Below are 24578 nucleotides of genomic sequence, written 5' to 3' on the forward strand. Positions count from 1 at the left end.
CGCGAACGCCATCAGCTTCTCATTCCATAGCAATCAAAGCAGCTCGCACAGCCGGGGAAGAATGCTGCAAGCGTAGTTTCGGGCAATTTTCTGCACAAAGGCCGGGAAGTCCACATGGGCCGTGTCGTCGGCCTTGTCCGAGATGCTGCGCATGGCGGCAAAAGCCAGGCCGTAATCGGCGCAGACCTGGGCGATGGCCGCACCCTCCATCTCCACGGCCAGCGCCCCATGGCCTGCTCCCTGCAGGCTGGCGCGCAGCGCAGCCGACTCTGCTGCCCCGCTGACAAAGCGGTCGCCACTGGCCACCAGCCCCTGGTGCAGCTGCGGCGCTTGCAGCCCCATGGATGCTGCCCAGCCCGCCGCCGGCCCGGCCAGACATTCGGCCGTGGCCTGCGCCAGCAGCTGGCTCAGCGGCGCATCGCAGGCCAGCACCGAGCGGCCGTAGCCTGGCAGCTCAAAGCGCGGAAACAGCGGTGAGGCATCCATATCGTGCTGCACATAGTGACTGGCCACCACCACATCGCCCACCTTCACCGGCTGCGCCAGCGCGCCGGCCACGCCGGTAAACACAATGGCCTGCGCGCCAAAGCGCTCTATCAATGCCGTGGCCGTGGTGGCTGCGGCCACCTTGCCTATGCCGGACAGGGCGCAAACCACGGACTGACCATGCAGTGTTCCGCGCCAGAACACCCGACCGGCATGCGCAATGCGCTCCTGATCTTGGAGCATGTGCACCAGGCCCTCTTGTTCTTCGGGCAGGGCGCTGAGGATGGCCAGAGTGGTTGTCATGGGCGTGAGTTCAAGCCAGCAAAAACGGCCCTATCGGCCGCTTGCTCATGGAAAAAAAAGGAAGCCGCCATTGTGCCTTTAGAACGTGTTTACGATCTCCTCGGCGCCGCGCCAGTACCTTTGCGGGATGGGATGCTAGGCGCGATACCGCAGAGCGCCCGCAAAGGCACTGGCCCAAAGGGTTGAGGCGAAATCGTAAACACGTTCTTAGCCACGCATAAAAAAAGGGCACCGAAGTGCCCTGTGAATAAGCCTTGGAAGACCTAGATGAAAACGGGGAGTTCAGGCGTCGCGCAGCTCTCTGCGCAAAATCTTGCCCACGGGTGTCTTGGGCAGCTCGCTGCGGAACACGATGTGGCGCGGGCGCTTGTAGCCCGTGAGATTGGCCTGGCAGAAATCGCGCACCGCCTGCTCGGTCAGCGATTCGTCTTTCTTGACAATGACCAGCTTGATGGCCTCGCCCGATTTCTCGTCGGGCACGCCGACCACGGCGCATTCCAGCACGCCGGGGCAGTTGGAGACCACGTCTTCCACCTCGTTGGGATAGACGTTGAAGCCGCTGACTATGACCATGTCTTTCTTGCGGTCCACGATCTTCACGTAGCCGCGCGCATCCATGGTGCCTATGTCGCCGGTGAGAAAATAGCCGTCGGCCGTCATGCTCTTGGCGGTTTCATCGGGGCGCTGCCAGTAGCCTGCCATGACTTGCGGGCCCCGCACGCCGATCTCGCCGGGCTGACCGGGCTCGCTCACCTCCTGGCCGTCGCCGCCGAACAGCTTCACATACGTGCTGGGCAGGGGCAGACCTATGGTGCCGGAGAAGGCCTTGGCGTTGACCGGATTGCAGGTCACCGAAGGGCTGGTTTCCGACAGGCCGTAGCCTTCACAGATGGGACAACCGGTTTTCTTGAGCCACAGCTCGGCCACCGCGCTTTGCACCGCCATGCCGCCGCCCACCGAGACCTTGAGATGGCTCCAGTCCACGGTACCGAAATCCGGGTGATTGGCCAGACCGTTGAACAGCGTGTTCACCGCCGGCAGGCTGTGAAAGCGGTGCTTTGACAGCTCCTTGAGCGTGGCCTTGAGATCGCGCGGATTGGGGATCAGCACCGTCTTGCCGCCGGTGCGCATGGACAGCATCATGTTCACCGTGAAAGCGAAGATGTGATAAAGCGGCAGGGCACAGATACTGGTGGGCTGCTCGCCGGCCGGCACCTGTTTCATCACCGGATCATTCCAGGCTTCGGACTGCAGCACGTTGGCAATGATGTTGCTGTGCAGCAGCATCGCGCCCTTGGCCACGCCCGTGGTGCCGCCCGTGTATTGCAGCAGCGCCATATCGCCCGGCTGGATGGAGGGCGCAACGAATGCCGCGCCGCGCCCTTGGGACAAGGCCGTGTTGAAACGCACGGCACCGGGCAGGCTAAAGGCGGGCACCATCTTCTTGACCGAGCGCACCACATAGTTGACCAGGGCGCCCTTGACCAGTCCCAGCTCGTCGCCCATGGCGCAGAGCACGATGTGCTTGATGGCGCTGCCATGCATGCCGTCCTGCAGCGTCTTGGCAAAGTTCTCGATGATGACGATGGCCTTGGCGCCCGAGTCCTTCAGCTGATGCTCCAGCTCGCGCGCCGTGTACAGCGGGTTGACATTGACCACCACAAAGCCGGCCCGCAGCACCGCCGCCACCGCCACCGGGTACTGCGGCATATTGGGCATCATCAGCGCCACGCGATCGCCTTTTTCCAGGCCCAGGCTTTGCAGATAGGCCGCAAAAGCGCGGCTTTGCGCATCGACCTGAGCAAAAGTCAGCTCCTTGCCCATGAAGGAATACGCCACCTTGCCCGCGTGCTTGGCAAAAGCCTCCTCCATCAAGGTCACCAGCGAAGGGTAGTGCGAGGCATCGATGTCTGCAGGAACTCCCTCTGGGTAGGCGGCTAGCCAAGAACGCTCACTCATGCTGCTTGTCTCCTGAATTTTTATGGCTCGATCAAGGCATTCTCATAAAAAGCACGGTCGTTCGATACTGTAGTAACCCTAGGGCAAGTCTCTAGCCCAGGCAACAAAAAACCCGCAGGACATACCTTGCGGGTTTTGAGTGTTTCGAGGCTGCAGCGCCTGATAATCAAGCGCCAGCAGCTATCAAAAACGTAGTCTTACTTGACCAGCTGAGCCAGTTCGCCAGCGGCGTACTTCTTGGCCATCTGCTCCAGGCTGTAACCCTTGATCTTGCCGCCCTGGCCTTCGCAACCGAATTCCATGTAACGGGCCTTGCACACCAGCTTGGCGGCTTCGCGGGCCGGCTTGAGCCATTCGCGGGCGTCGAACTTGTCGGGGTTTTCAAACAGGAACTTGCGCACGGCGCCGGTCATGGCCAGACGGATGTCGGTATCGATGTTGATCTTGCGCACGCCGAACTTGATGGCTTCCTGGATTTCTTCCACGGGCACGCCGTAGGTTTCCTTCATCTTGCCGCCGTACTGGTTGATGATGGCCAGCAGCTCCTGGGGCACGGAGGAGGAGCCGTGCATCACCAGATGGGTGTTGGGGATTCGGGCGTGAATTTCCTTGACGCGGGAAATCGCCAGGATGTCGCCTGTGGGCTTGCGGCTGAACTTGTAGGCGCCGTGGCTGGTGCCGATGGCGATCGCCAGAGCGTCCAGCTGGGTGGCCTTGACGAACACGGCCGCTTCTTCGGGGTCGGTCAGCATCTGGCTGTGGTCCAGCTTGCCTTCGGCGCCCACGCCGTCTTCTTCGCCAGCTTCACCGGTTTCCAGGTTGCCCAGGCAGCCCAGTTCGCCTTCGACGGTGGCGCCGATCTTGTGCGCCATGGCCACGACCTGCTGGGTCACGTCCACGTTGTAGTCGAAGGACGAAGGCGTCTTGCCGTCACCCATCAGCGAGCCGTCCATCATCACCGAGCCGAAGCCCAGGTTCAGCGCGCCCTGGCAGATGTCGGGGGTGGTGCCGTGATCCTGGTGCATCACCAGAGGGATGTGGGGATACATCTCGGCAGCGGCAGAGATCAGGTGCTTGATGAAGGGCTCGCCGGCGTACTTGCGGGCACCGGCGCTGGCTTGCAGGATCACGGGCGCGCCGACTTCGTCAGCCGCCGACATCACGGCCTGGACTTGTTCCAGGTTGTTCACGTTGAAGGCGGGAATGCCATAGCCGTTTTCAGCAGCATGGTCCAGCATTTCGCGCATCGAGATCAAAGGCATGGTGGGTTCCGTTCAAAGTTTTGAGAGGCAACGCCCCTGCCGATGCATGTCTGGCGCCTAGCTGGCACCTGAAGGTGCAAACCTGCGCAGCCGCTGCGGCCTGGGGGGAAAATCGACGGCTACCTTTAGGTAACCGCTTAGTAACCGGCGATTTTAACCGGCTGCCGGAATTTCCATGCGATAGCAGGTGGTGAAGCCGTAAGGAGCCGCAGCCGGCCGCATCGTCCCCCCGTGGGCCTGCATGACACGGGTCACGATTTCATGGCCCAGATGCAGGCTGTCCACGGGCGCTGGCGCGGCCAGGACTCCGGCACGACGGCCGTCGTCGCAGACCTGCAGCCAAACCGTGCCGGTATCTGCATCCACACCGCCCTGGATTTCGATGCGCGTGCCCTCGGGCGTGTGCTTGATGGCGTTTTCCACCAGATTGCGCAATGCCAGCTCCAGCAGCACGGCATTGCCCATGACAGTCAAGGCCTCCGGCGCCTCTATGGCCAGCGTGTCCTGGCGGCTCCAGGCACTCTGGGCCTGGCCGGCCGCCACGTCGCGGGCCACGGCCAGCCAGTCCACGGCCTGGGCCGGTACGTCCTGCATGGTTCGGCCGGCGCGGGCCAGCGCCAGCAGCTGATCGAGCACATGGCCGGCATGCAAAGCGTCCTGGCCTATGCGCTGCAAGGCATTGCGCACGGCCACATCATCCACCGCGCCCTGGGCCGCAGAGCGCAGAGACTGGGCCTGCAGCACGATGGAAGCCAGCGGGGTCCGCAGCTCGTGGGCCACTTCATTGGCCAGATTGCGCTCGCGCTCCAGCGCCGCCTGCTGCCGGTCCAGCAAGGTGTTGATGGAGCTGACCATGGGTGCCAGTTCGCGCAGCACATGGGTATCGGAGATGCGCTGGTCCTGGCTCAGATCCAGCTGCGCCACCTCGTGCGAGAGCGCATTCAGGGGCCGCAAGCCCCGGCGCAAAGCCATTCCCAGCACCAGCACCACCACCGGCAGCAGCCAAATGCCGGGCTCCACCATCTGCATGGCGATGTCGTCGGCCAGAGCGTCGCGCTCGGGCAGGGCAATCATCACCGCGACCTTGGCTTTGCGGTCTGCACTCCACTGGGTGAAGCTGCGCCAGGCCGTATGTCCATCGAGCTTGAGCGTGGCAAAGCCCTCTTCGATATCAAACTCCGGCAACGGTGCCGCGCCGGTGCGCGAAATCAGCAGGCCTTGGGCATTCCACAAGGCCACACTCAGCGACTCCTGATAGTCGTGCGCCTTCAGGCCCGGCGGCAGTTGCACCACCGTGGCCTCACCCGGCGACACATCGCCGTTCACATGCCAGTTCAGCGTCAATGTCGCCACGCTGGCCAGATGGCCGTCGGTCAGCTCATCGGCCTCCTGCACCCCCGTCAGATAGCCCCAGCCCACAAAACTGCCCCAGACCAGGGCCAGCGCGCCCAGCATCCAGGCCAGCAGATGCAGCTGCAGCGAAGGCAGGCGCCTGGCCGGCGGCAGCGGGCGGTTCATGCCGGCTCCTGCGGCAGAAAATAGCCCACGCCGCGCATGGTGACGATGAGCTTGGCCCCCAGCTTTTTGCGCACATGGTGCACATAGACCTCCACGGCATTGCTCTCCACCGCATCGCCCCAGCTGTAGAGATGCTCTTCGATCTGCTGGCGCGACAGCACCCTCCCGCGCGCCTGCAGCAGCGCCCAGAGCACGGCAAATTCGCGCGGGGAAACCTCTACCAGCTGACCTTGCTGACGTATGGTGCGCTGGGCGGGATCTATCTCCAGATCGCCATGGCGGATCACCGGCGAGGCCTGACCCACCACCCGGCGCAGCATGGCGCGCAAACGCGCTTCCAGCTCGTCCATGTCGAAGGGCTTGACCAGATAATCGTCCGCCCCCAGGTTCAGCCCAGCCACACGCTCATGCACCTGATCGCGGGCCGTCAGAATCAGCACCGGCGTTGCCGCATCTGGCAGGGCCGGTGCGCCGGGCCTGGCGGTCTGCGCACGCAGGCGGCTGACAATGGCGCTGCCGTCCCCATCGGGCAGGCCCAGATCCAGCAGCACCGCATCAAAGCGCTCCGTACTCAGCGCATGCCAGGCATCGGCCACGCAGGTACAGACGTCCACGGCATAGCCGCGCTGGCGCAGGTTCAGCTGCAAGCCCGACGCAATGCCTTCGTTGTCTTCGACCACCAGTATTCGCATGCCGGCATTGTCCATGACCGCCACGGCTGCACGCCACTTCAAGACCAGCCGCTCGCTTTCAAACACACTTTGACGGCAGTGTGGATATGAAAAGCTATAGCATGCAGCCCAGTTCCTCTTTTGGCTTCTGGCCGGTGCATGCCCCATGTTCTCCTTTGATCCCGCTCTGTATGCACTGGTCAACGCCAATGCTCAGACCCCGCTGCTGAGCATCGAAGCCGCTCGTTTCATCTCCGGCTGGGTCCCCAATCTCAGTCTCATCGTGGTGGCCCTGGGCTTTGTGCGCGGCTCGCCGGCCTTGCGCCGCAGCCTGGTACTGCTGCTGATGTCCATGGCCATTGCCTGGTGTATTGCCAGGCTGATCCGCTGGGGCTTTCCCACGCCCCGCCCCGCCCAGCTGAACATGGGCACGCAATGGCTGCAGCACGGCGGCCGGGCCAGCTTTCCCAGCATGCATGCCAGCGGCGCTTTTGCACTGGCCATGGCCGTGAGCCTGGGCAGCATGCGCCACCGCACCACTCTGGTCGCCTTTGCCTGGATGGCTGCCCTGGCCATGGCCTGGAGCCGCGTGCATCTGGGCGTGCATTTCCCCTCGGACGTCATGGGCGGTGCACTGGTGGGCATTTGCGGCGCCTATCTGGCCTGGCGGCTGCTGCTTGGCATACGCAGGCAGCGCGGCCTGCGCTGGAGCCGTCTGCGCCTGCAATTTGGCCTGCAGCCGCGCTGACTCCAGTGCCCATCTGCCTCGCTTAAGACGGAGTTAAGCCGGGCTTTCTAAGGTGCGCAGCATGACGCCTGCGCTACCCTCTCCTGTTTCGCCTTCCTCCACCCATTTCTTCTCCTCGCTGCGCTGGACACTGCTGGCCCTGGCCTGTGTGATGGCCTGGGATGCCAGCGGCCTCGATATGCCTGTGGCCCGCTGGTTTGGCAGCAGCCAGGGCTTTGCTCTCCAGTCGAACTGGTTCATGCTCCACATCGCGCATGAAGGTGCCCGCATGCTGGCCTGGGTGTTGGTGCTGGGGCTGGCCCTGTGCATCTGGTGGCCCGTGGGACTGATGCGCCATCTGCCCTATCCGCGCCGGGTACAGCTGGTGGTGTCGATCCTGGTGTCTCTGGTGGTGATGGCGCTGATGAAGCGCTTGAGCGCCACCAGCTGCCCCTGGGATCTGGCCGATTTCGGCGGCGTGGGCCACTATGTCTCGCACTGGGCCTGGGGTACCCACGATGGCGGCGGCGGGCACTGCTTTCCTGCAGGCCATGCCTCGGCTGGCTTTGGCTTCCTGAGCGGGTATTTCGTGCTGCGCCACCATCAGCCACGCGCCGCACGTATCTGGCTGCTGGCGGCACTGGTTGCCGGTTTTTCCCTCGGTTGGGCGCAGCAGATGCGTGGTGCGCACTTCATGAGCCATACCTTGTGGACGGCTTGGCTGTGCTGGACTTCAGCCTGGATCTGCGATCTGGCGAGCACCACAGTCATCAACCGTCGCCAGCATGCCAGCGCAAGCTGGCAACAAGCCGAAATTTGAATAAAACAGGTGCCAGCGCTTATCCATCATGCTCTTTATGCTATGCATCTGGAAGCGCCAAGCACCGACTCTCAGCCTTGGCTGCGCTGGCAGCGAGTCGGCATCACGGCCGCCACATTGACCCCCTGCTGGGCTAGCGTGGGATGCAGCGGTTCGCCCAGCAGCAGGTTGCGGGCCAGCAAGCTGTAGCCTGCGGCGCTTTGAATGCCATAGCCGCCCTGTGCGGCAACCCAGAAAAAGCCGGCCACCGGCGTGGGCGAATCATCCCAGCCGATCACCAGCTCGCCATCGTTCACAAAAGAGCGCAGACCCGCCCAGGTGTGCGTGGGGCGGCGAATCTGCAGCGTGGTGCATTCCTCTATGCGGTAAATGCCGGTGGCAATGTCCAGCTCTTCGGGCACCACGTCGTGGGGCTCCACCGGGTCGGCATTGGCCGGCGAGCCCAGCAGTTGGCCGGCATCGGGCTTGATGTACCAGGCCTCGTCGGCGCTGATGATGGCCGGCCAGTGCGTGGCGTCCATGCCTTCGGGAGCCGCAAAGGTAAAAGCGCTGCGGCGCTTGGGCGTCAGGCCTATGGCTGCGGCACCGGCCATCCGGGCCAGCATGTCGGCCCAGGCGCCCGCAGCATTGATCACCACCTTGGCCTGGACCTGCCGGCCGTCTGCCAGGAACACTTGCCAGTGCTCATCAACCCGTGCCAGACGCTGCACCTCGGCACTGCACCACAGCTGGCCGCCATGCTGGCGCAGGCCGCGCAGAAAGCCTTGATGCAGGCCGTGCACATCGATATCGCGCGCACCCTGGTCCAGAAAGCCATCGACCAGCACCTCCGTATTGAGACAGGGCACCATGGCCTTGAGCTGCCCGGCATCGAGACGTTGGGTAGCCGGCGAATGGACGACGGCCTCGGCATAGGCACTGTCGATCAGCGCTTTTTGCTCGGCCGTGCCCACATAGAGCACGCCGCGCGGCGTAAGTATGGGAGTCTGGGCAAAGCCTGCCGGCGGAGCATCGTAGAAAGCGCGGCTGGCGCGCGTCAGCGCCTGCACCTGGGCAGGACCGTAATGCTCTTCATAGAGAGCGGCGGAGCGGCCCGTCGTGTGATAGCCGGGCTGGGACTCGCGCTCCAGCACCAGCACCTTGGGGCTGGCAGCATCGCCCGCTTGCACCAGTTGCCAGGCCACCGAGCTGCCGGCCATGCCGGCACCGACCACGACAAAATCCCAAATATCCTGCTCCATCTCAGCTCTCCAGTGCCCAAAGCTTTGCATCACATAACTGTTTGCGCCTAGCCGTCAAGACCGGCTCACGCAATTCGCTATGACTATGAATTCCAGAGCAGCAATTATGCTTGGCGTCCCACACGCCAAGGGTTTGGAGACTGCGGCAGTGAGAACGTGTTTACGATTTCAGACAACAAAAAGGGCCCCTAGGGGCCCTTGGATGCATTCAGCGCATCAGCCAGGTCATTGACCAAACCTGCGCTTGGCATCTGTAGTACAGGCGTCCTTGGCATCGCCGTTCAGCGCATCGCAGCGCTCCTTGACGGCCTTGTAATCGGCTTCACGTGTCTTGTCGCTGGCGTCCTTGCGCGCATTTGCCATATCGGATGGTTTGGCGGCCGGATCATTGCGTACCTCGGCCATCTTGGCCACTTCCAGCGCCTTCACATGAGCGGCCTGGGCATCCTTTTTGCACACATCCTTGTCATTGCCTGTGCGGTCATCGCACTGCTCCTTGGCGATATCGTAGGCAGTGTCGGCTTGGGTCTTGGCCAGTTTGTGGCGATTGCTCTCGTTGGCTTCGGCCTTGTAATCGAGCTGCGCCAGTGCCACTTTCTCATGCCCCTTGGCCTGCAGCTCGCATACGTCCTGGGCATTGCCCTTCAAGGCTTTGCATTGTTCCTTGGCCGACTTGTATTCAGCGCTGATGCGCTCTTTTTCGACCTTTTTCTCGGTAGGCGTCAACGCAAAAGCGGACGAGACCATCATGGCTGCAGCACAAACCGCAAAAATCTTGGAATTCAATGGCATGGAACCTCCTTCTTCGTGTTCTTGATCTTGGCGTGATTGATCATCTGCGGTGCTGGTTGCACCGCCTCTGCGGGATCAATCATCGAAACGGAAATCGGGATTGCGCCTTTGCCAATCGCTCAGCTGCTTCTCGGCTTCTTCCTTGAGCAGTCCCTGGCGCTCCTGAATGCGCCCGACAAACTGTTCGCGCTTGCCCGCGCTGACGTCAAGATCGTCGTCCGTCAGCTTGCCCCATTGCTCGCGAATCTTGCCCTTGAACTGCTTCCAGTTACCTGCAATTCGATCTTCATTCATAGAACCTCCAATCAGTTTTATGGCTCAACAGCCAGGCTGGCTATTGAATGAAAGCCCCTCTAACAAGCGGGATGAGCTTTCACTTTAATAACTTGAATTAGGTAGGTTTGTCGGGCATGCAGTCCGGCCCCAGTGGGGGTAGGACTACACAGTTACAGGGCCCTCAATGAGAAACGTAACAACGCACAGCGAACAGCCGACATGTTCTTACGGTTGGATGCAAACGCTAGCAACCTCGTTCCGCCGCCCTGGTTTGGCACGGTTTCCTGAGGCGATAGCGATGGCGATGAACGGGCCGAGTGCAGCAGAGCCCAGCCGAGGGTCGCTGCAGGCGCGCTGAAGCCGGCAGGAGCTAGAGCATTCAGAACGCCTGCTCTAGACAGTGCCAGACATTCATCGGCCTGGGCTCAACTCAAGCGGCCGTCATCCTCTGCTCTGGTTTTGTGCAGCAGTCGAGTCAGCGGCTCAAGGAAGTCTTGGTCGCTTTTTCTCTGCTTTTAGCCGCAGGCTTGGCCGCTTTTGCTGCCGCTGCCATCTGCGCTGCTTTTTCCAGATAAGAGCGCAGGTAGCGCCCGGTAAAGCTGGCGGGATTGGCCGCCACGTCCTCGGGCGTGCCTACCGCCACCACCTGGCCGCCGCCGGAGCCGCCTTCGGGCCCCATGTCGATCAGCCAGTCGGCAGTCTTGATCACATCGAGGTTGTGCTCAATCACCACAATGGTGTTGCCCGCATCGCGCAACTGGTGCAGCACCTTGAGCAGCAAGTCGATATCGGCAAAGTGCAGGCCGGTGGTGGGCTCGTCCAGGATGTAGAGCGTGCGGCCCGTGTCGCGCTTGGAAAGCTCCTGCGCCAGCTTGACGCGCTGCGCCTCGCCGCCCGACAAGGTGGTGGCGCTCTGACCCAGGCGAATATAGGACAGGCCCACATCCAGCAGCGTCTGCAGCTTGCGCGCAATGGAAGGCACGTCCTTGAAAAAGGCGTGGGCGTCTTCCACCGTCATCTCCAGAATATGGGAGATGTTCCGCCCCTTCCACAGCACTTCCAGCGTTTCGCGGTTGTAGCGCTGGCCGTGGCAGATATCGCAAGGCACGTAGACGTCGGGCAGAAAGTGCATTTCCACCTTCACCACACCGTCGCCCTGGCAGGCCTCGCAACGGCCGCCGGCCACGTTGAAGCTGAAACGCCCCGGGCCGTAGCCACGCTCCTTGGCGGTATTGGTCTCGGCCATCAGCTCGCGTATCGGCGTGAACAGGCCGGTATAGGTGGCCGGATTGCTGCGCGGCGTGCGGCCGATCGGGGATTGATCGACATTGATGACCTTGTCGAAATAGGTCATGCCGATGATGTCGTCATGCGCCGCAGGCTCGTCGCTGGCGCGGTAGAGCTGGCGCGCCACTTCGGCATACAGCGTGTCGTTGACCAGCGTGGATTTGCCCGAACCGGAAACCCCGGTCACGCAGGTGAACAGGCCCACGGGAAATTCCACCGTCACATTCTGGAGGTTGTGGCCACGGGCACCTACCACGCGCAGGGCTTGCAGATCGGAATGCGCCTGGTCTTCGGCCGCACGCTTTTGCGCGGCACTGACCGGAAACAGCGAAGCCTTGCCCTTGCCAGGCGCGGGCTCCGCGCTTTTGCGCACCACCGGTTGCCAGGGCGTGCGGCGCTGGGGCACGGGAATGCTCTGGACCCCGGAGAGATAGCGGCCCGTAGGCGAATCGGGGTTGGCCTTGACCTCCTCATACGTGCCCTGGGCCATGATGCGGCCGCCGTGCACGCCGGCACCCGGGCCCATGTCGATGACCTGATCGGCCGCGCGCATCATGTCCTCGTCGTGCTCGACCACGATCACGCTGTTGCCGATATTGCGCAGATGCTCCAGCGTGGCAATCAGCTTGTCGTTGTCGCGCTGGTGCAGACCGATGGAGGGTTCATCGAGCACATACATCACGCCCGTCAGGCCCGAGCCGATTTGCGATGCCAGACGAATGCGCTGGGCTTCGCCGCCCGAAAGAGTATCGGCACTGCGCCCCAGACTCAGATACGACAGGCCCACATCGTTGAGGAACAGCAGGCGCGAGGCAATCTCGCGCACCACCTTGCTGGCGATCTCTGCCTTGGCACCGCTCAGGTTCAAGGTCTTGCACCAGTCCAGCGCCTCGCTCAGCGTGGCATGGCTGATTTCATAGATCGCCCGGGCTTGGTCGCCCTCGCCCACGCGCACAAAGCGGGCCTCGCGGCGCAGCCGCGTGCCTTCGCATTCGGGGCATTTGCGGATGGTGCGCAGCTTGGCCAGATCGTCACGCACGACGCTGGATTCGGTTTCGCGAAAGCGGCGCTTGATATTGGGGATGATGCCTTCGAACGGATGGCTCTTGATAAAGGCTTCGCCCTTGCGTTGGCCGCTCTCAAAAACATAGTTGAAGGCCATGGCCTCCTCGCCCGAGCCCCATAGGATGATGTGGCGCACGTTATCGGGCAGCTCGTCAAACGGGGTTTCGGTGCTCACGCCGTAGTGCTTGGCCACGCTTTCCAGCATGGAGAAGTAGTAGTTGTTGCGCTTGTCCCAGCCTTTGATGGCACCGCTGGCCAGGCTCAGCGTAGGGAAGGGCACGACGCGGTCTGGGTCAAAGTCTTCGCTGTTGCCCAGACCATCGCAGGCTTGGCAGGCGCCCATGGGCGAGTTGAATGAGAAGATGCGCGGCTCCAGCTCGGGCAGGGAGTAGTCGCACAGGGGGCAGGCGAACTTGGCGCTGAACAAATGCTCTTTGCCGCTGTCCATCTCCAGCGCAATCACCCGGCCGCCGGCGTCATTGCCGCCCGCGCGCAAAGCGGCCTCGAAGCTTTCGGCCAGGCGTTGCTTGACGTCTTCGCGCACCTTGAGGCGGTCAATCACCACATCGATGTTATGGCGCTCGTTCTTTTCCAGCTTGGGCAGAGACTGGGCGTCGTAAATCTGCCCATCCACCCGAAAGCGCACATAGCCCTGGGCCTGCAGCTGCACGAAGAGTTCGGCGAATTCGCCTTTTTTCTCGCGCGCCAGCGGGCCCAGCACCATGAGTTTGGTGTCCTCGGGCAGCGCGAGCACGCTGTCGACCATCTGGCTGATGGTCTGCGATTGCAGCGGCAGATTGTGGTCGGGGCAAAACGGCGTACCGGCGCGGGCGTAGAGCAGGCGCAGATAGTCGTTGATCTCGGTCACCGTGCCCACGGTAGAGCGCGGATTGTGGCTGGTGGCTTTTTGCTCGATGGAAATGGCCGGCGACAGGCCTTCGATCAGATCGACGTCGGGCTTGTCCAGTCGCCCCAGAAACTGGCGCGCATAGGCCGACAGACTTTCCACATAACGCCGCTGACCTTCTGCATACAAGGTGTCAAAAGCCAGGCTGGACTTGCCCGAACCGGACAGACCCGTGATCACCACCAGCTGATTGCGGGGGATATCCAGGTCGATGTTCTTGAGGTTGTGTGTGCGCGCACCTCGGATGGCAATGCGCGTTTGCGCCAATGAGCGGCCCAGATAGAGGCTGTCATCTTGGTCTACAGGGTGCGAATCAGGCTTCACGGACACAGGCGCTCCAGGCGGCAGAAAACTCTCCATGATAGTCAGACAGGGCTTTGTCTGGCGAGCTTTCCCAGGTTCACGGACAATCTGCGGTTCTATTTGCCCCCACCCAACCCATGACCGTGCCACGGTGTTTGAGTTAATGTGGGCGCAAGAAATTGACTCTTGACAAAATTTGAGCGTGAAAAGAATCCAAACCTCCCCGAATGCGGGCACGCAGGGCGTAGACAAATCCTCCTCCACCATGACGCAACAAGAGCGCCGCGCCAGCGGTGCCCTGGCGCTGATTTTTGCGCTGCGCATGCTGGGTCTGTTCCTGGTCCTGCCTGTTTTTGCGCTGGAAGCGCGCAAATATCCTGGGGGTGACGACCCCGCCATGGTCGGCCTGGCCATGGGCCTGTACGGCCTGACCCAGGCGGTGTTTCAGCTGCCGCTGGGGCTTGCCTCCGACCGTTTCGGCCGCAAGCGCGTCATCGTGGCCGGACTGTTCGTCTTCGCTGCGGGCAGCCTGCTGGCCGCCATGGCCGACTCCTTGACCGGTCTGATGCTGGGCCGCGGCCTGCAGGGCGCGGGCGCAGTCTCTGCCGCCGTCACCGCCTTGCTGGCCGATCTGACCCGTGATGGCGTACGCACCAAGGCCATGGCCCTGGTGGGCGGCAGCATCGGCCTGATGTTTGCGCTGGCTCTGGTGCTGGCACCGTTGCTGAGCGCCTGGGTCGGCCTGTCCGGCATTTTCGGCCTGACCTGCGCTCTGGCTCTGGCCGGCGTGGCCGTGGTGCTCTGGGTGGTTCCGCCCGAGCCCAAGCAGCATGCCAATGCGCCCAAGGGCAAATTCAGCGACCTGCTGCGCCATACGGACTTGCTGCGCCTGAACTTTGGCGTGTTCATTCTGCACACCGTGCAGATGTCCATGTGGGTGGCCGTGCCCGCCATGCTGGTCCAGGCCGGCGTGGTCAAACAGGCACACTGGCATATCTACCTGCCCGCCGTGGTGCTGTCGTTCTTCGCCATGGGCGCGCTGTTTTCCATGGAGCGCAAAGGCAAGCTGCGCACGGCCCTGCTCGCCGCCATTGCGCTGGTGCTGATGGTGCAGATAGGCCTGGGCATGCTGGCGGCCAGCGGCACCATCCCCACCGTCTGGTGCATGGCGCTGCTGATGTTTCTGTTCTTTTGCGGCTTCAACGCGCTGGAAGCCACCCAACCCAGTCTGGTCTCGCGCATGGCTCCCGCTCCGCTGCGCGGAGCCGCCCTCGGCGCTTACAACACGCTGCAGTCTCTGGGTCTGTTTGCCGGCGGCGCCATTGGCGGTGCCGTCGCCAAATGGGCCGGAGCGCCAGGCCTGTTTGCCCTGACCTCGGTACTGGTGCTGCTGTGGCTGATCGTGAGCTGGCCGCTTCGCCCTGTAGGACGCCATGGCTGAGAGCATGTTTGCGCTCTCTACCCCTGCAGCCACCTAGGGAAATCTCGTATTCGAGCGCCACCGCTTGGGGCAAAATAACGCTCTTCATTGGCTCGGGACCACCTCGTAACCGCCCGAGCCACAATTTGTAAAGGCAATATCTATGGCATCCGTCAACAAAGTCATCATCGTCGGCAATCTGGGTAAAGACCCCGAAATGCGCACCTTCCCCAGCGGCGACCAGGTGGCCAATGTGACCATCGCCACGACCGACCGCTGGCGCGACAAGAACACCGGCGAGAACCGTGAAGTTACGGAATGGCACCGCGTGACCTTCAACGGCCGCCTGGCCGAAATCGCAGGCCAGTACCTGCGCAAGGGCAGCCAGGTCTATGTGGAAGGCAGCCTGCGCACCCGCAAGTGGACCGACCAGGCCACCGGCCAGGAACGCTACGCTACCGAAATCCGCGCCGACACCATGCAGATGCTGGGCAGCCGTCAAGGCGGTGGCCAGCCACAAGGTGGCGGCTATGGTGACGAAGGCTACGGCGAAAGCAGCTATGAAGCGCCCCGCCGTGCACCTGCTCCCGCCGCCGCACCTCGTCAAGCTCCTCCTGCCGCACGCCCCGCTCCTGCCCCCATGGCTCCTCCGCCACAGCGCGCAGCCTCGGGCTTTGACGATATGGACGACGATATTCCGTTCTAAAGCGGATATCGGGCGACAAATCTCTGTCTCCTCCCCCAAAAGCGAAGCCCAGGCTTCGCTTTTTTGTTTCCGGCATGCTCCAGAGTCAGGCCTCGACAAAGAACAGACAACTTCGGTCGAAAACTGTAACAATTCACCAAGGCAGTGAGACCCGCACGTTCGAGTAGCCGCCCGAACTGGCAAGCTCCGCGCGCTCCCAGGGTTGCGGCCGTAAATTACCAGTTTTCAGTGATGGGCAAGCCGCGCGATGTCGGGAATAGTCCAGCATCACGCCCTCACCGCAGAAAGTGTCATGCCACCGTTCTCGCACCTGCTCTCGGAATCCATATTGCCCAGCCCCATGATGGTGGTTGAAGACGAGCCCTTGATACGCAAGCGCCTGGAAACCGTGCTTTACAGCCTGGGCTACACCGAGGACGCTCTGGTGTTTGTCGCCTCGCTGGCCCAGGCCCGGGCCAGCCTGAAAGAGCATCCGGTGGCCATGGCACTGGTCGATCTGGGCTTGCCAGACGGCAGCGGCATTGACCTGATCGCCGAGCTGCGGGCTTCGGACCCCGGCATGGGCATTCTGGTCATCTCGGCCTGGAGCACGGAAGACGTCATTTTGGCGTCGCTGCGCGCCGGAGCCAACGGCTATGTGCTCAAGGAGCGCGACGACCTGGAAGTGACGCTGTCCATTCGCAGCGTGCTGCGCGGCGGCGCGCCGATCGACCCCTTTATTGCCCGCCGCATCATCGCCGAATTGCAGCCTCGCGCAGCCACGCCTCAGGAGCCAGCGCCCGAGGCCGTACTCAGCGCCCGCGAAAGCCAGATCCTCAAGCTGGTGGCCGATGGACTGACCAACCGCGAAATTGCCGAAAACCTCTTTCTGTCGCGCTACACCGTGGAGTGCCACATCAAGAATATCTATCGCAAGCTGGCCGTACCGACCCGGACCAAAGCCGTAAGCGAAGCCCGGGCCCGGGGAATACTCCAGTAAGCGCTGCTGCATGCCAGCCCGCATGGCGTGGCGCTGCAGATGGAGTCCCTGGCCAAAGGCTCGCTGCTGACCGCCAGAACACAGGCTGCCCATGGCATACCATGAACGACTACCGCCTGCAGCAGCAACCGAGCACCTATGCCTATCGTGATCAACGGCCAGCCCCATGAAGACGGGCGTTTTCCACTTCCGCTGACCGATGGTCCGCCCCATGCGCTGCGCACCAGCCCGGGACAAGGCAGCCTGGACATAGGCCCCAAAGACAGCTGCCCCAAGGCCGATCTTTGGGTCGATGCCCAGCAGCCCCTGCGCTGGTCGTGTTTTGACGCCTTTACCACTCCCGCAGGCTCGCCCTGGCCGCGCCACATTCGCTACACCGGCAGTGATCACGGCTTTTTCGCCTGGTCTGCAGTCCGGCCGATTGAAAATTTCAGCTGGTGGCCGCCGCTTTCGGGCGAGCTGCAGGTGGACGCCCGTGCATCGCACATCCAGACCCTGGCCATTTATCTGCCGGCCCAGGGCGCAGGTCATTTGACGCTGCATCTGCCGGACAACGCATCCTCGCTCTCGCTGCAGCTAAGCCTGCACGGCGATCTGAGCAAGATCACGGTAAAAGGAGCGGCGCCCGGGCATCTGAGCCTGAGCCCGCTGACCAGCAAGCGCAGCGCCGATGCACCGCTGCAACTGCCCGAGCTGGGCCTGTTGCAGCAGACGAGCTCTCTGGAGCTGCGCAACGGTGCAGGCAAGCAGGCCGTCTCTCTGCATGGCTTGAAACAATTCCCCCATCTCAGCGCGCTGGCGCTGTGGGGCCAATGCGCGCACCTGGAGTCGCTGGGCTCTCTGACTGAGCTGACGGCCCTGCAACTGCGCTTTATGCCACAGCTGGGCGGCCTGCCCGCGCTCGATAGCTGGCCCCGCCTGGAGCATTTCATTGCCTATAACGTCGAGGAGGCCGCAGGCAAACGCCTGCGCCAGCAACTCAAGGCCCGCGAGAAGCTGCGCCCGTGGCAGGACTACAGCGCGGTCAGCCAGCTGCGCAAGCCCGAATGGTGGCGCAAGGAATATGGCCGGCCCTTTTCCGGCTGGCCGGCAGCCCGCGCCAAGATCGCCCATGCGGCCTACGATCTGGCAGAACAAGGTTTGAGCCAGGCACAAGACCTGGAGCAGGCCCAGGCCGCATTGCGCCTATTCACCGCACGCTTCAACAGCGTCAAAGGCATGGAAACCGGCGAACGTGAGGACCTGGGCGAAGCCGTCTGGCAACTGGCCCAGCTGCCTCAGGCGCAAGCCCTAGGTCTTTCCGCTGAGCTGGCCCAGCAATGCTTTGACGAGGCGAGAGATTACTGAGCCTTGTCAGGATCCACCTGGGCAATGATGCCGCCGCCCAGACAGACATCGCCGTCGTACAGCACGGCCGACTGGCCGGGGGTGACCGCCCATTGCGCCTCGGGAAAGTCCAGACGGAAACCCTGGGCCGTGGCTTGCGAGATCAGCGCCGGCGAGTCGGGCTGGCGATAGCGGGTCTTGGAGCCATAGGCCTTGCCCTCGGCAGGCGCGTGACCGGCGACCCAGCTGATCTGATCGGCCACCAGCGCCTGGGACAACAACCAGGGGTGATCATGGCCTTGCACCACACGCAGCACGTTCTTGTCCAGATCCTTTCGCGCCACAAACCAGGGCGCATGCTCGCCCGCGCCGCGTGCCGCGCCTTTTTCCTTCACGCCGCCAATGCCCAGACCCGAGCGCTGGCCCAGTGTGTAAAAACTCAGGCCCACATGCTTGCCCAGCTTGCGGTTGCGATCGTCCAGAATGAGACCGGGTTCCTTGCTGATATAGCGGTTCAGAAAGTCGCGGAAAGGGCGCTCGCCAATAAAGCAGATGCCCGTCGAGTCCTTTTTCTTGGCATTGGGCAGGCCGATTTCCTCGGCAATGCGGCGCACCTCGGTCTTGTGCAGCTCGCCTACCGGAAACATGGCTTTGGACAACTGGGCCTGGTTCAGCCGGTGCAGAAAATAGCTCTGATCCTTGCTGTTATCCAGCCCCTTGAGCAGCTCAAACAGCTGGGTGTTCTGGTTCTGGCGCACGCGTGCATAGTGGCCGGTGGCAATCTTCTCTGCACCCAGGCGCATGGCATGGTCGAGAAACGCCTTGAACTTGATCTCGGCGTTGCAAAGCACGTCGGGGTTGGGCGTGCGGCCGTTCTGGTACTCGCGCAGAAACTCGGCAAACACGCGATCCTTGTAGTCGGCTGCGAAATTGACGTGCTCGATCTCGATGCCGATCACATCGGCCACGGCAGCCGCGTCCACAAAGTCGATGTTGGACGAGCAAAACTCGCTGTCATCGTCATCTTCCCAATTTTTCATGAAGATGCCGACGACCTCGTGGCCTTGCTGTTTGAGAAGATAGGCGGTGACAGCGGAATCCACACCGCCCGACAAACCCACCACGACACGGTGCTTGTTGCTCATAGGTATGCGATTATCCCAGCGCCCATCAACTGCTGCGGGCGTGAGGATTTGCCATGGAACTGCGCCAGCTGCGCTACTTTGTACGGATTGTTGAACTGGGCTCCATGAGCCGCGCCGCTCTGCATCTCGATATGGTGCAGTCCGCGCTCAGCCAACAGATCAGCCGCCTGGAGTCCGAACTCTCTACCCGATTGCTGCAGCGCACGCCGCGCGGCGTGATTCCCACCGAGGCGGGCCAGGCTTTTTTCCATGAGGCCCAGCTCACCCTGCGCCATGCCGAGCAAGCCATTCATGCGGCCCAGCAGGCCAGACTCTCGGGGGCGGTCAGCATGGGGCTCTCGCCCACCATTGCCTCGGTGCTGGGCCTGCCGCTGATGCGTGCCATGCGCGAGCGCTATCCCGATGTGCGCCTGCATATGGTGTCCACACTTTCAGGGCATTTGACCAGTCTGCTCAATGCCAGACAACTGGATCTAGCTATTCTTTTTGATACGCATACGGCCAGACGCTGGAGCGTGATGCCCTTGCTGGAAGAGCAGCTGTTCCTGATCCAGTCGCGCCAGCAACCGGTGGCGCCGCGCATAGCGCATGCCCAGCCCATCAGCCTGGCGCAGTTGCAGCAGGTGCCCCTGATCCTGCCTTCCGGCAGCCACGGTCTGCGCAGCTCCGTCATGGCCTCGTTCACCACAGCGGGCTTCCAGTCCCAGATGGCCATGGAAATCGATTCTCTGCCCCTGCTCATGGAAGCCGTGGACGCTGGCATGGGCGCCACCGTCCAGCCCTGGTCGGCCGTCGCCTTGTACAAGGATGCGGCGGAGCGCTTTCAGTGGTCGCAGATTGCCGACGACACCGTCAAGCGCAAGGCCGCGCTGTGCAGCCTCTCCGACGATGAGCTATCCCCGGCTGCGCTGGCGGCACGCGTGGTGCTGGTGGATTGCGCCCGGCAGTTGGTGAAATCCGGCGCCTGGGTCGGCGCCACGCTTGCGGACTGATACATCACAAATTGTGATACCCCCATACCCTCAGCCGGCTGCACGGCGAAGGCGGCACTCACTACATTCGCAGGCAACGACCTCCTTCGGGCGCGTCCTGCCTCTGTAATTCAGAGATCAACAGCGGGCACGGCGTGACGGGAGGCGAAGAACTCCCACCCACGTTGAACCGCCATGGACTACGGACCATGGCAGCCCATCATGAAAACTGAAGCCTTTGACACCGATGTGCTCATCATCGGTGGTGGCAATGCCGCTCTGTGCGCCGCGCTGATGGCGCGCGAAGCCGGCAGCCGCGTGCTGCTGCTCGAATCCGCTCCCCGCGAATGGCGCGGCGGCAATTCCGGCCATACCCGCAATCTGCGCTGCATGCACGACGCCCCCCAGGATGTGCTGATCGAGGCCTATCCCGAAGACGAGTACTGGCAGGATCTGCTCAAAGTCACGGGCGGCATCACCAATGAGCATCTGGCCCGCATGGTGATTCGCGCCTCCAGCACCTGCCGCAACTGGATGCGCAGGCATGGCGTGCATTTTCAGCCGCCGCTGTCGGGTGCGCTGCATGTGGCACGCACCAATGCCTTCTTCATGGGCGGCGGCAAGGCGCTGGTGAACGCCTATTTCCGCAGCGCCGAAAAGCTGGGCGTGGAGATTCGCTACGAATCGCCCGTTGATCGGCTGGAAATTGAAAACGGCCGCTTCCAGGCCGCATGGTGCAAGGGTCAGCGCATCACGGCCAAAAGCTGCGTGCTGGCGGCCGGCGGCTTCGAGTCCAACCGCGAATGGCTGCGCGAGGCCTGGGGCCAGAACGAGCGAGGCGAATGGCCTTCGGACAACTTCCTGATCCGCGGCACGGCCTTCAACAAGGGCGTGTTGCTGCGCCACATGCTCGACGAGCAGGGCGCCGACCGCATAGGCGACCCGACCCAGGCCCATATGGTGGCCATCGACGCCCGCGCCCCGCTGTATGACGGCGGTATCTGCACCCGCATCGACTGCGTCTCGCTGGGCGTGGTGGTCAATCGCGACGCCCAGCGCTTTTATGACGAGGGCGAGGATTTCTGGCCCAAGCGCTATGCCATCTGGGGCCGGCTGGTGGCCCAGCAGCCGGGGCAGATTGCCTACTCCATCATCGACAGCAAGGCCATAGGCCGCTTCATGCCACCCGTGTTCCCCGGCGTGAAGGCCGACTCCCTGCCCGAGCTGGCGCAGAAGCTGGGCCTGGATGTGACCACCTTCATGAGCACGCTCGATGCCTACAACGACAACTGCAAGGTAGGCCATTTCGACCACACGGCGCTGGACGATTGCCATACCGAAGGCGTGACCCCCGCCAAGACCCACTGGGCCCGCCCCATCGACACCGGACCGTTCTATGGCTATGCGCTGCGCCCCGGCGTCACCTTTACCTATCTGGGCTTGAAGGTGGACGACACCGCCGCTGTGCGCTTTGACGATCAGCCCAGCGACAACCTGTTTGTGGCCGGTGAAATGATGGCCGGCAATGTGCTGGGCAAGGGCTACACCGCCGGTGTCGGCATGTCCATAGGCACGGCTTTTGGCCGCATTGCCGGGCGCAATGCGGCTCTCGCGGCTGCTGGCAAAACCGCTATCCATGGCGCCGTTAAGGACGAGGTCTAAATCATGAGCATCCAATCCCTGCAAGAACTGGGCAAGGGAGCCCAGACCTTGGCCACCGGCAAGGTCATCCCCATCATTCCCGCGTCCACGGAGACCGCTGCTGAAGGCGAAGTGGCGCGCGCGATGCAGATCTGCAATGCCTGCCGCTATTGCGAAGGCTTTTGCGCCGTGTTCCCGGCCATGACGCGCCGACTGGAATTCGGCAAGGCCGATGTGCATTACCTGGCCAACCTCTGCCACAACTGCGGTGCCTGCCTGCACGCCTGCCAGTACGCGCCACCGCATGAATTTGCCATCAACATCCCCAAGGCCATGGCCGAGGTGCGCGGCCAGACCTATGCCGACTACGCCTGGCCGCCGGCTCTGGGCAAGCTGTACCAGAAGAACGGCCTGACGCTGTCGCTGGCACTGGTCGCCGGGCTCTTCCTGTTCCTGGCATTGGCCGTGGCGGCGCAAGGCGGCCTGGGCCAGCTGTGGAACCGCAATCTGGGCAATAACTTCTACAACTTGTTCCCGCACAACCTGCTGGTCAGCATCTTTGCGCCGGTGTTTTTGTTCGTGGTGTTTGCGCTGTTCATGGGCGTGCGCCGCTTCTGGAAGGACGTGAAGCCCGCCACCAGCAATGTGGATGTCAGCGGCCCGGCCGCTGCCGAAGCCACGCACGATGTGTTGCGCCTCAAGTACCTGGACGGCGGCCATGGCGACGGCTGCCACAACGAGGACGACGCATACACCTTGAAGCGCCATCGCTTTCACCACCTGACCTTCTACGGTTTCATGCTGTGCTTTGCGGCCACCGGTCTGGCGACGATTTACCACTACGTCTTCAAGCTGCCAGCACCCTATGAGCTGCCCAGCCTGCCCAAGATCCTGGGTGCTCTAGGCGGCGTGAGCCTGATGGTGGGCACGGCCGGCCTGTGGCGGCTGAACCGCGCACGCCACCCTCTGCATGGCGATGCCAAACAAAAGCCCATGGACCTGGGCTTTATCGCCCTGCTGTTTGTGGTGGCCGCCAGCGGCCTGGCGCTGTGGCTGGGGCGCAGCACGCCCGCTCTGGCCTTGCTGCTATGCCTGCACCTGGGCGCCGTGATGGCCTTGTTTGCCACCCTGCCCTACGGCAAGTTTGCCCACGGCGTGTTCCGCACGGCATCGCTTTTGCGTCACAACACCGAAAAACGCCAACCCAGCCCCATAGGCCTGGGTGCGGATTAAAGCAATCAGCCGGACCACCGGCCCTCATCCTGACCAGGAGACATAACCCATGATGAACAAACGCTATTTTCTGCGCGCCACGGCGGCGGCCGCATCGCTGCTGAGCCTAGGCTCGGGGGTACAAGCTGCGCCCGAGTGGCTGCCCAACAAGCCCGTGACGCTGGTGGTGGGCTTTGCGGCCGGCGGCGCTGCCGATGCGGCGGCACGCATGATTGCCAAAAAGCTGGGCGAGAACATCGGCCAGACCGTGGTGGTGGACAACAAGGGCGGCGCGGGCGGCAACATCGCTCACCAGTTCGTGGCCAAGGCACCGGCCGACGGCTCGGTGCTGCTGTTCGGCTCCATCGGCCCGCTGACGATTGCGCCCCACATCATGAAGGTGGGCTACAACCCCTTCAGCGATCTGGCGCCCATCTCGGGCGGCGTGAACTTTCCCAATGTGCTGGTGGTGCACAAGGGCGCGGGCGTGAAGACTCTGGCCGAATTCGTGGCCAAGGCCAAGAAGAGCCCCGGCAGCGTGGACTACGCATCGACAGGCGCAGGCTCGGCCTCGCATCTGGCGGGCGAGCTGTTCAACCAGCGCGCGAGTATTGAAATGGTTCACGTGCCCTACAAGGGCGGCGCTCCTGCCCTTCAGGACCTGCTGGGCGAGCGCGTCACCTCTTACTTTGCCGCTCCTCCCACGGCCTTACCGCACATCGAATCGGGCAAGCTGATTCCGCTGGCCACCACGGGCCTGACCCGTCCGGCTTATATGCCCAACATCCCCACCGTGGCCGAAGCCGGCTATCCGGGGTTCGAGGCTTTGAACTGGTACGCTTTTGTGGCCCCTGGCAAGACGCCCACAACCGTGCTGGACCGCTGGAATCTGGAAATCGTCAAGGTGCTCAAGGACCCCGGCGTGGCCGAAGCCCTCAAGCAGCACGGCCTCACGCCCCAGCCCACCACCCGAGCCGAGTTCGCGGCCTTCATGAAGAAGGAATACGAGCAATGGGGCAAGGTGGTCAAGGAACGCAAGATCACCCAGAACTAAGGGTGATGTGCCGGTACTCAGACAGTGATCGGCTTCTTTTCCACTGGCGCGGCAAAGCCCACGCACAGACGGTTCCAGACATTGATGCAGCCAATGGCGTAGCTGAGCTCCACAATCTCACGCTCGCTGAAATAGGGACGCAGGGCCTCGAAGTCCTGCGGCGCGGGGTGGGCCTGGCTCAGCTGCGTGCAGCGCTCGGCCCAGTTCAGCGCAGCGCGCTCGCGCATCTCGAAGAAATGCACCTCGCGCCAGGTCACCACGCTGTTGATGCGCTGCAGGTCCTCGCCGCGCGACAGCAGCTCGCGCACATGCATGTCCACGCAGAAGGCGCAGCCATTGATTTGCGAGACACGCAGATAGACCAGCTCCAGCAGTTGCACGCCGAGGCTGGAACGCGCGATCTGGGCGTTGAGACCGGCCTGGGCCTTGTAAAGCTCGGGAGCCAGCGCACGAAAGTCCAGGCGCGGCGTGGGAATGGCAATAGGGTTGGCGGTGGGGTTGGCGGTG

At 62.8% G+C, this 24578-nt stretch carries 21 protein-coding genes; 10 read left to right on the plus strand and 11 right to left on the minus strand.

Annotated elements, in window-relative coordinates; all coding sequences use genetic code 11:
* Positions 1-33: 33 nt before the first annotated feature.
* The 5 genes from ACNAZA_RS19510 to ACNAZA_RS19530 all read right to left on the minus strand — a co-directional run bounded on the left by ACNAZA_RS19510 (position 34) and on the right by ACNAZA_RS19530 (position 6220).
* On the minus strand, positions 34-789 hold the full coding sequence (locus tag ACNAZA_RS19510) for a 5'-methylthioadenosine/adenosylhomocysteine nucleosidase (RefSeq protein ID WP_415798174.1): 756 nt from the start codon (positions 787-789) through the stop codon (positions 34-36).
* A gap of 282 nt (positions 790-1071) precedes the next feature.
* Positions 1072-2748, minus strand: a complete 1677-nt coding sequence (locus ACNAZA_RS19515) for a long-chain-fatty-acid--CoA ligase (protein ID WP_415798175.1) — start codon at positions 2746-2748, stop codon at positions 1072-1074.
* 197 nt (positions 2749-2945) lie between these two features.
* Positions 2946-4010, minus strand: a complete 1065-nt coding sequence (gene fba, locus ACNAZA_RS19520; RefSeq protein WP_415798176.1) for a class II fructose-bisphosphate aldolase — start codon at positions 4008-4010, stop codon at positions 2946-2948.
* A gap of 153 nt (positions 4011-4163) precedes the next feature.
* Positions 4164-5528, minus strand: a complete 1365-nt coding sequence (locus ACNAZA_RS19525; protein ID WP_415798177.1) for a histidine kinase dimerization/phospho-acceptor domain-containing protein — start codon at positions 5526-5528, stop codon at positions 4164-4166.
* The gene (locus ACNAZA_RS19530; protein ID WP_415798194.1) at positions 5525-6220 is read right to left on the minus strand and encodes a response regulator transcription factor; all 696 of its coding nucleotides are present in this window, start codon (positions 6218-6220) and stop codon (positions 5525-5527) included. The genes ACNAZA_RS19525 and ACNAZA_RS19530 overlap by 4 nt, the downstream gene beginning before the upstream one ends.
* A gap of 145 nt (positions 6221-6365) precedes the next feature.
* On the opposite strand from ACNAZA_RS19530, the gene ACNAZA_RS19535 reads away from it, so the two are divergent.
* Both ACNAZA_RS19535 and ACNAZA_RS19540 read left to right on the plus strand, forming a co-directional pair.
* Positions 6366-6947 (plus strand): phosphatase PAP2 family protein, encoded by a 582-nt coding sequence (locus ACNAZA_RS19535; protein WP_415798178.1) that lies wholly within the window; start codon positions 6366-6368, stop codon positions 6945-6947.
* Positions 6948-7008: 61 nt separating this feature from the next.
* Positions 7009-7746, plus strand: coding sequence for a phosphatase PAP2 family protein (locus ACNAZA_RS19540; protein WP_415798179.1), 738 nt, complete (start codon positions 7009-7011; stop codon positions 7744-7746).
* A gap of 71 nt (positions 7747-7817) precedes the next feature.
* On the opposite strand, the gene ACNAZA_RS19545 is transcribed toward ACNAZA_RS19540, so the two are convergent.
* The 4 genes from ACNAZA_RS19545 to uvrA all read right to left on the minus strand — a co-directional run bounded on the left by ACNAZA_RS19545 (position 7818) and on the right by uvrA (position 13644).
* Complete coding sequence (locus ACNAZA_RS19545; RefSeq protein ID WP_415798180.1) at positions 7818-8987, minus strand: NAD(P)/FAD-dependent oxidoreductase; 1170 nt, start codon at positions 8985-8987, stop codon at positions 7818-7820.
* A gap of 225 nt (positions 8988-9212) precedes the next feature.
* Positions 9213-9779 carry a hypothetical protein gene (locus ACNAZA_RS19550; RefSeq protein ID WP_415798181.1) on the minus strand — a complete coding sequence of 189 codons (567 nt, stop codon included), beginning with the start codon at positions 9777-9779 and terminating at the stop codon, positions 9213-9215.
* A gap of 75 nt (positions 9780-9854) precedes the next feature.
* A complete protein-coding gene (locus ACNAZA_RS19555; protein ID WP_415798182.1) occupies positions 9855-10073 on the minus strand; it encodes a CsbD family protein in 219 nt (72 codons plus the stop codon).
* A 457-nt stretch (positions 10074-10530) separates the two neighbouring features.
* Positions 10531-13644, minus strand: a complete 3114-nt coding sequence (gene uvrA, locus ACNAZA_RS19560) for an excinuclease ABC subunit UvrA (protein WP_415798184.1) — start codon at positions 13642-13644, stop codon at positions 10531-10533.
* Between the two features lie 238 nt (positions 13645-13882).
* Here uvrA and ACNAZA_RS19565 point away from each other — a divergent pair, with 238 nt between their 5' ends.
* From ACNAZA_RS19565 to ACNAZA_RS19580, 4 genes are all read left to right on the plus strand, one after another.
* Complete coding sequence (locus ACNAZA_RS19565; protein WP_415798195.1) at positions 13883-15058, plus strand: MFS transporter; 1176 nt, start codon at positions 13883-13885, stop codon at positions 15056-15058.
* Positions 15059-15200: 142 nt separating this feature from the next.
* Positions 15201-15743 carry a single-stranded DNA-binding protein gene (ssb, locus tag ACNAZA_RS19570; RefSeq protein ID WP_120965073.1) on the plus strand — a complete coding sequence of 181 codons (543 nt, stop codon included), beginning with the start codon at positions 15201-15203 and terminating at the stop codon, positions 15741-15743.
* Between the two features lie 340 nt (positions 15744-16083).
* Positions 16084-16722, plus strand: a complete 639-nt coding sequence (locus tag ACNAZA_RS19575; RefSeq protein ID WP_415798196.1) for a LuxR C-terminal-related transcriptional regulator — start codon at positions 16084-16086, stop codon at positions 16720-16722.
* Positions 16723-16860: 138 nt separating this feature from the next.
* On the plus strand, positions 16861-18069 hold the full coding sequence (locus ACNAZA_RS19580) for a transcriptional regulator (RefSeq protein ID WP_415798185.1): 1209 nt from the start codon (positions 16861-16863) through the stop codon (positions 18067-18069).
* On the opposite strand, the gene mnmA is transcribed toward ACNAZA_RS19580, so the two are convergent.
* Positions 18063-19193, minus strand: coding sequence for a tRNA 2-thiouridine(34) synthase MnmA (gene mnmA, locus ACNAZA_RS19585; protein WP_415798187.1), 1131 nt, complete (start codon positions 19191-19193; stop codon positions 18063-18065). The two genes, ACNAZA_RS19580 and mnmA, sit on opposite strands and share 7 nt — an antisense overlap.
* 53 nt (positions 19194-19246) lie before the next feature.
* On the opposite strand from mnmA, the gene ACNAZA_RS19590 reads away from it, so the two are divergent.
* The 4 genes from ACNAZA_RS19590 (at position 19247) to ACNAZA_RS19605 (ending at position 24071) form a co-directional block, all read left to right on the plus strand.
* Positions 19247-20185, plus strand: coding sequence for a LysR substrate-binding domain-containing protein (locus ACNAZA_RS19590; RefSeq protein WP_415798188.1), 939 nt, complete (start codon positions 19247-19249; stop codon positions 20183-20185).
* Positions 20186-20386: 201 nt separating this feature from the next.
* Complete coding sequence (tcuA, locus tag ACNAZA_RS19595; protein ID WP_415798189.1) at positions 20387-21826, plus strand: FAD-dependent tricarballylate dehydrogenase TcuA; 1440 nt, start codon at positions 20387-20389, stop codon at positions 21824-21826.
* 3 nt (positions 21827-21829) lie between these two features.
* Positions 21830-23038: a tricarballylate utilization 4Fe-4S protein TcuB gene (gene tcuB / locus ACNAZA_RS19600; RefSeq protein ID WP_415798190.1), complete on the plus strand. Its 1209-nt coding sequence runs from the start codon at positions 21830-21832 to the stop codon at positions 23036-23038.
* 49 nt (positions 23039-23087) lie between these two features.
* Positions 23088-24071, plus strand: coding sequence for a Bug family tripartite tricarboxylate transporter substrate binding protein (locus ACNAZA_RS19605; RefSeq protein ID WP_415798191.1), 984 nt, complete (start codon positions 23088-23090; stop codon positions 24069-24071).
* Between the two features lie 17 nt (positions 24072-24088).
* Here the strand turns inward: ACNAZA_RS19605 and ACNAZA_RS19610 are convergent.
* Positions 24089-24578, minus strand: a 490-nt coding sequence (locus tag ACNAZA_RS19610; protein WP_415798192.1) for a carboxymuconolactone decarboxylase family protein, incomplete at its 5' end; no start/stop codon positions are given.

The organism is Comamonas aquatilis, assembly GCF_965139575.1.
GTDB lineage: Bacteria > Pseudomonadota > Gammaproteobacteria > Burkholderiales > Burkholderiaceae_C > Comamonas > Comamonas aquatilis.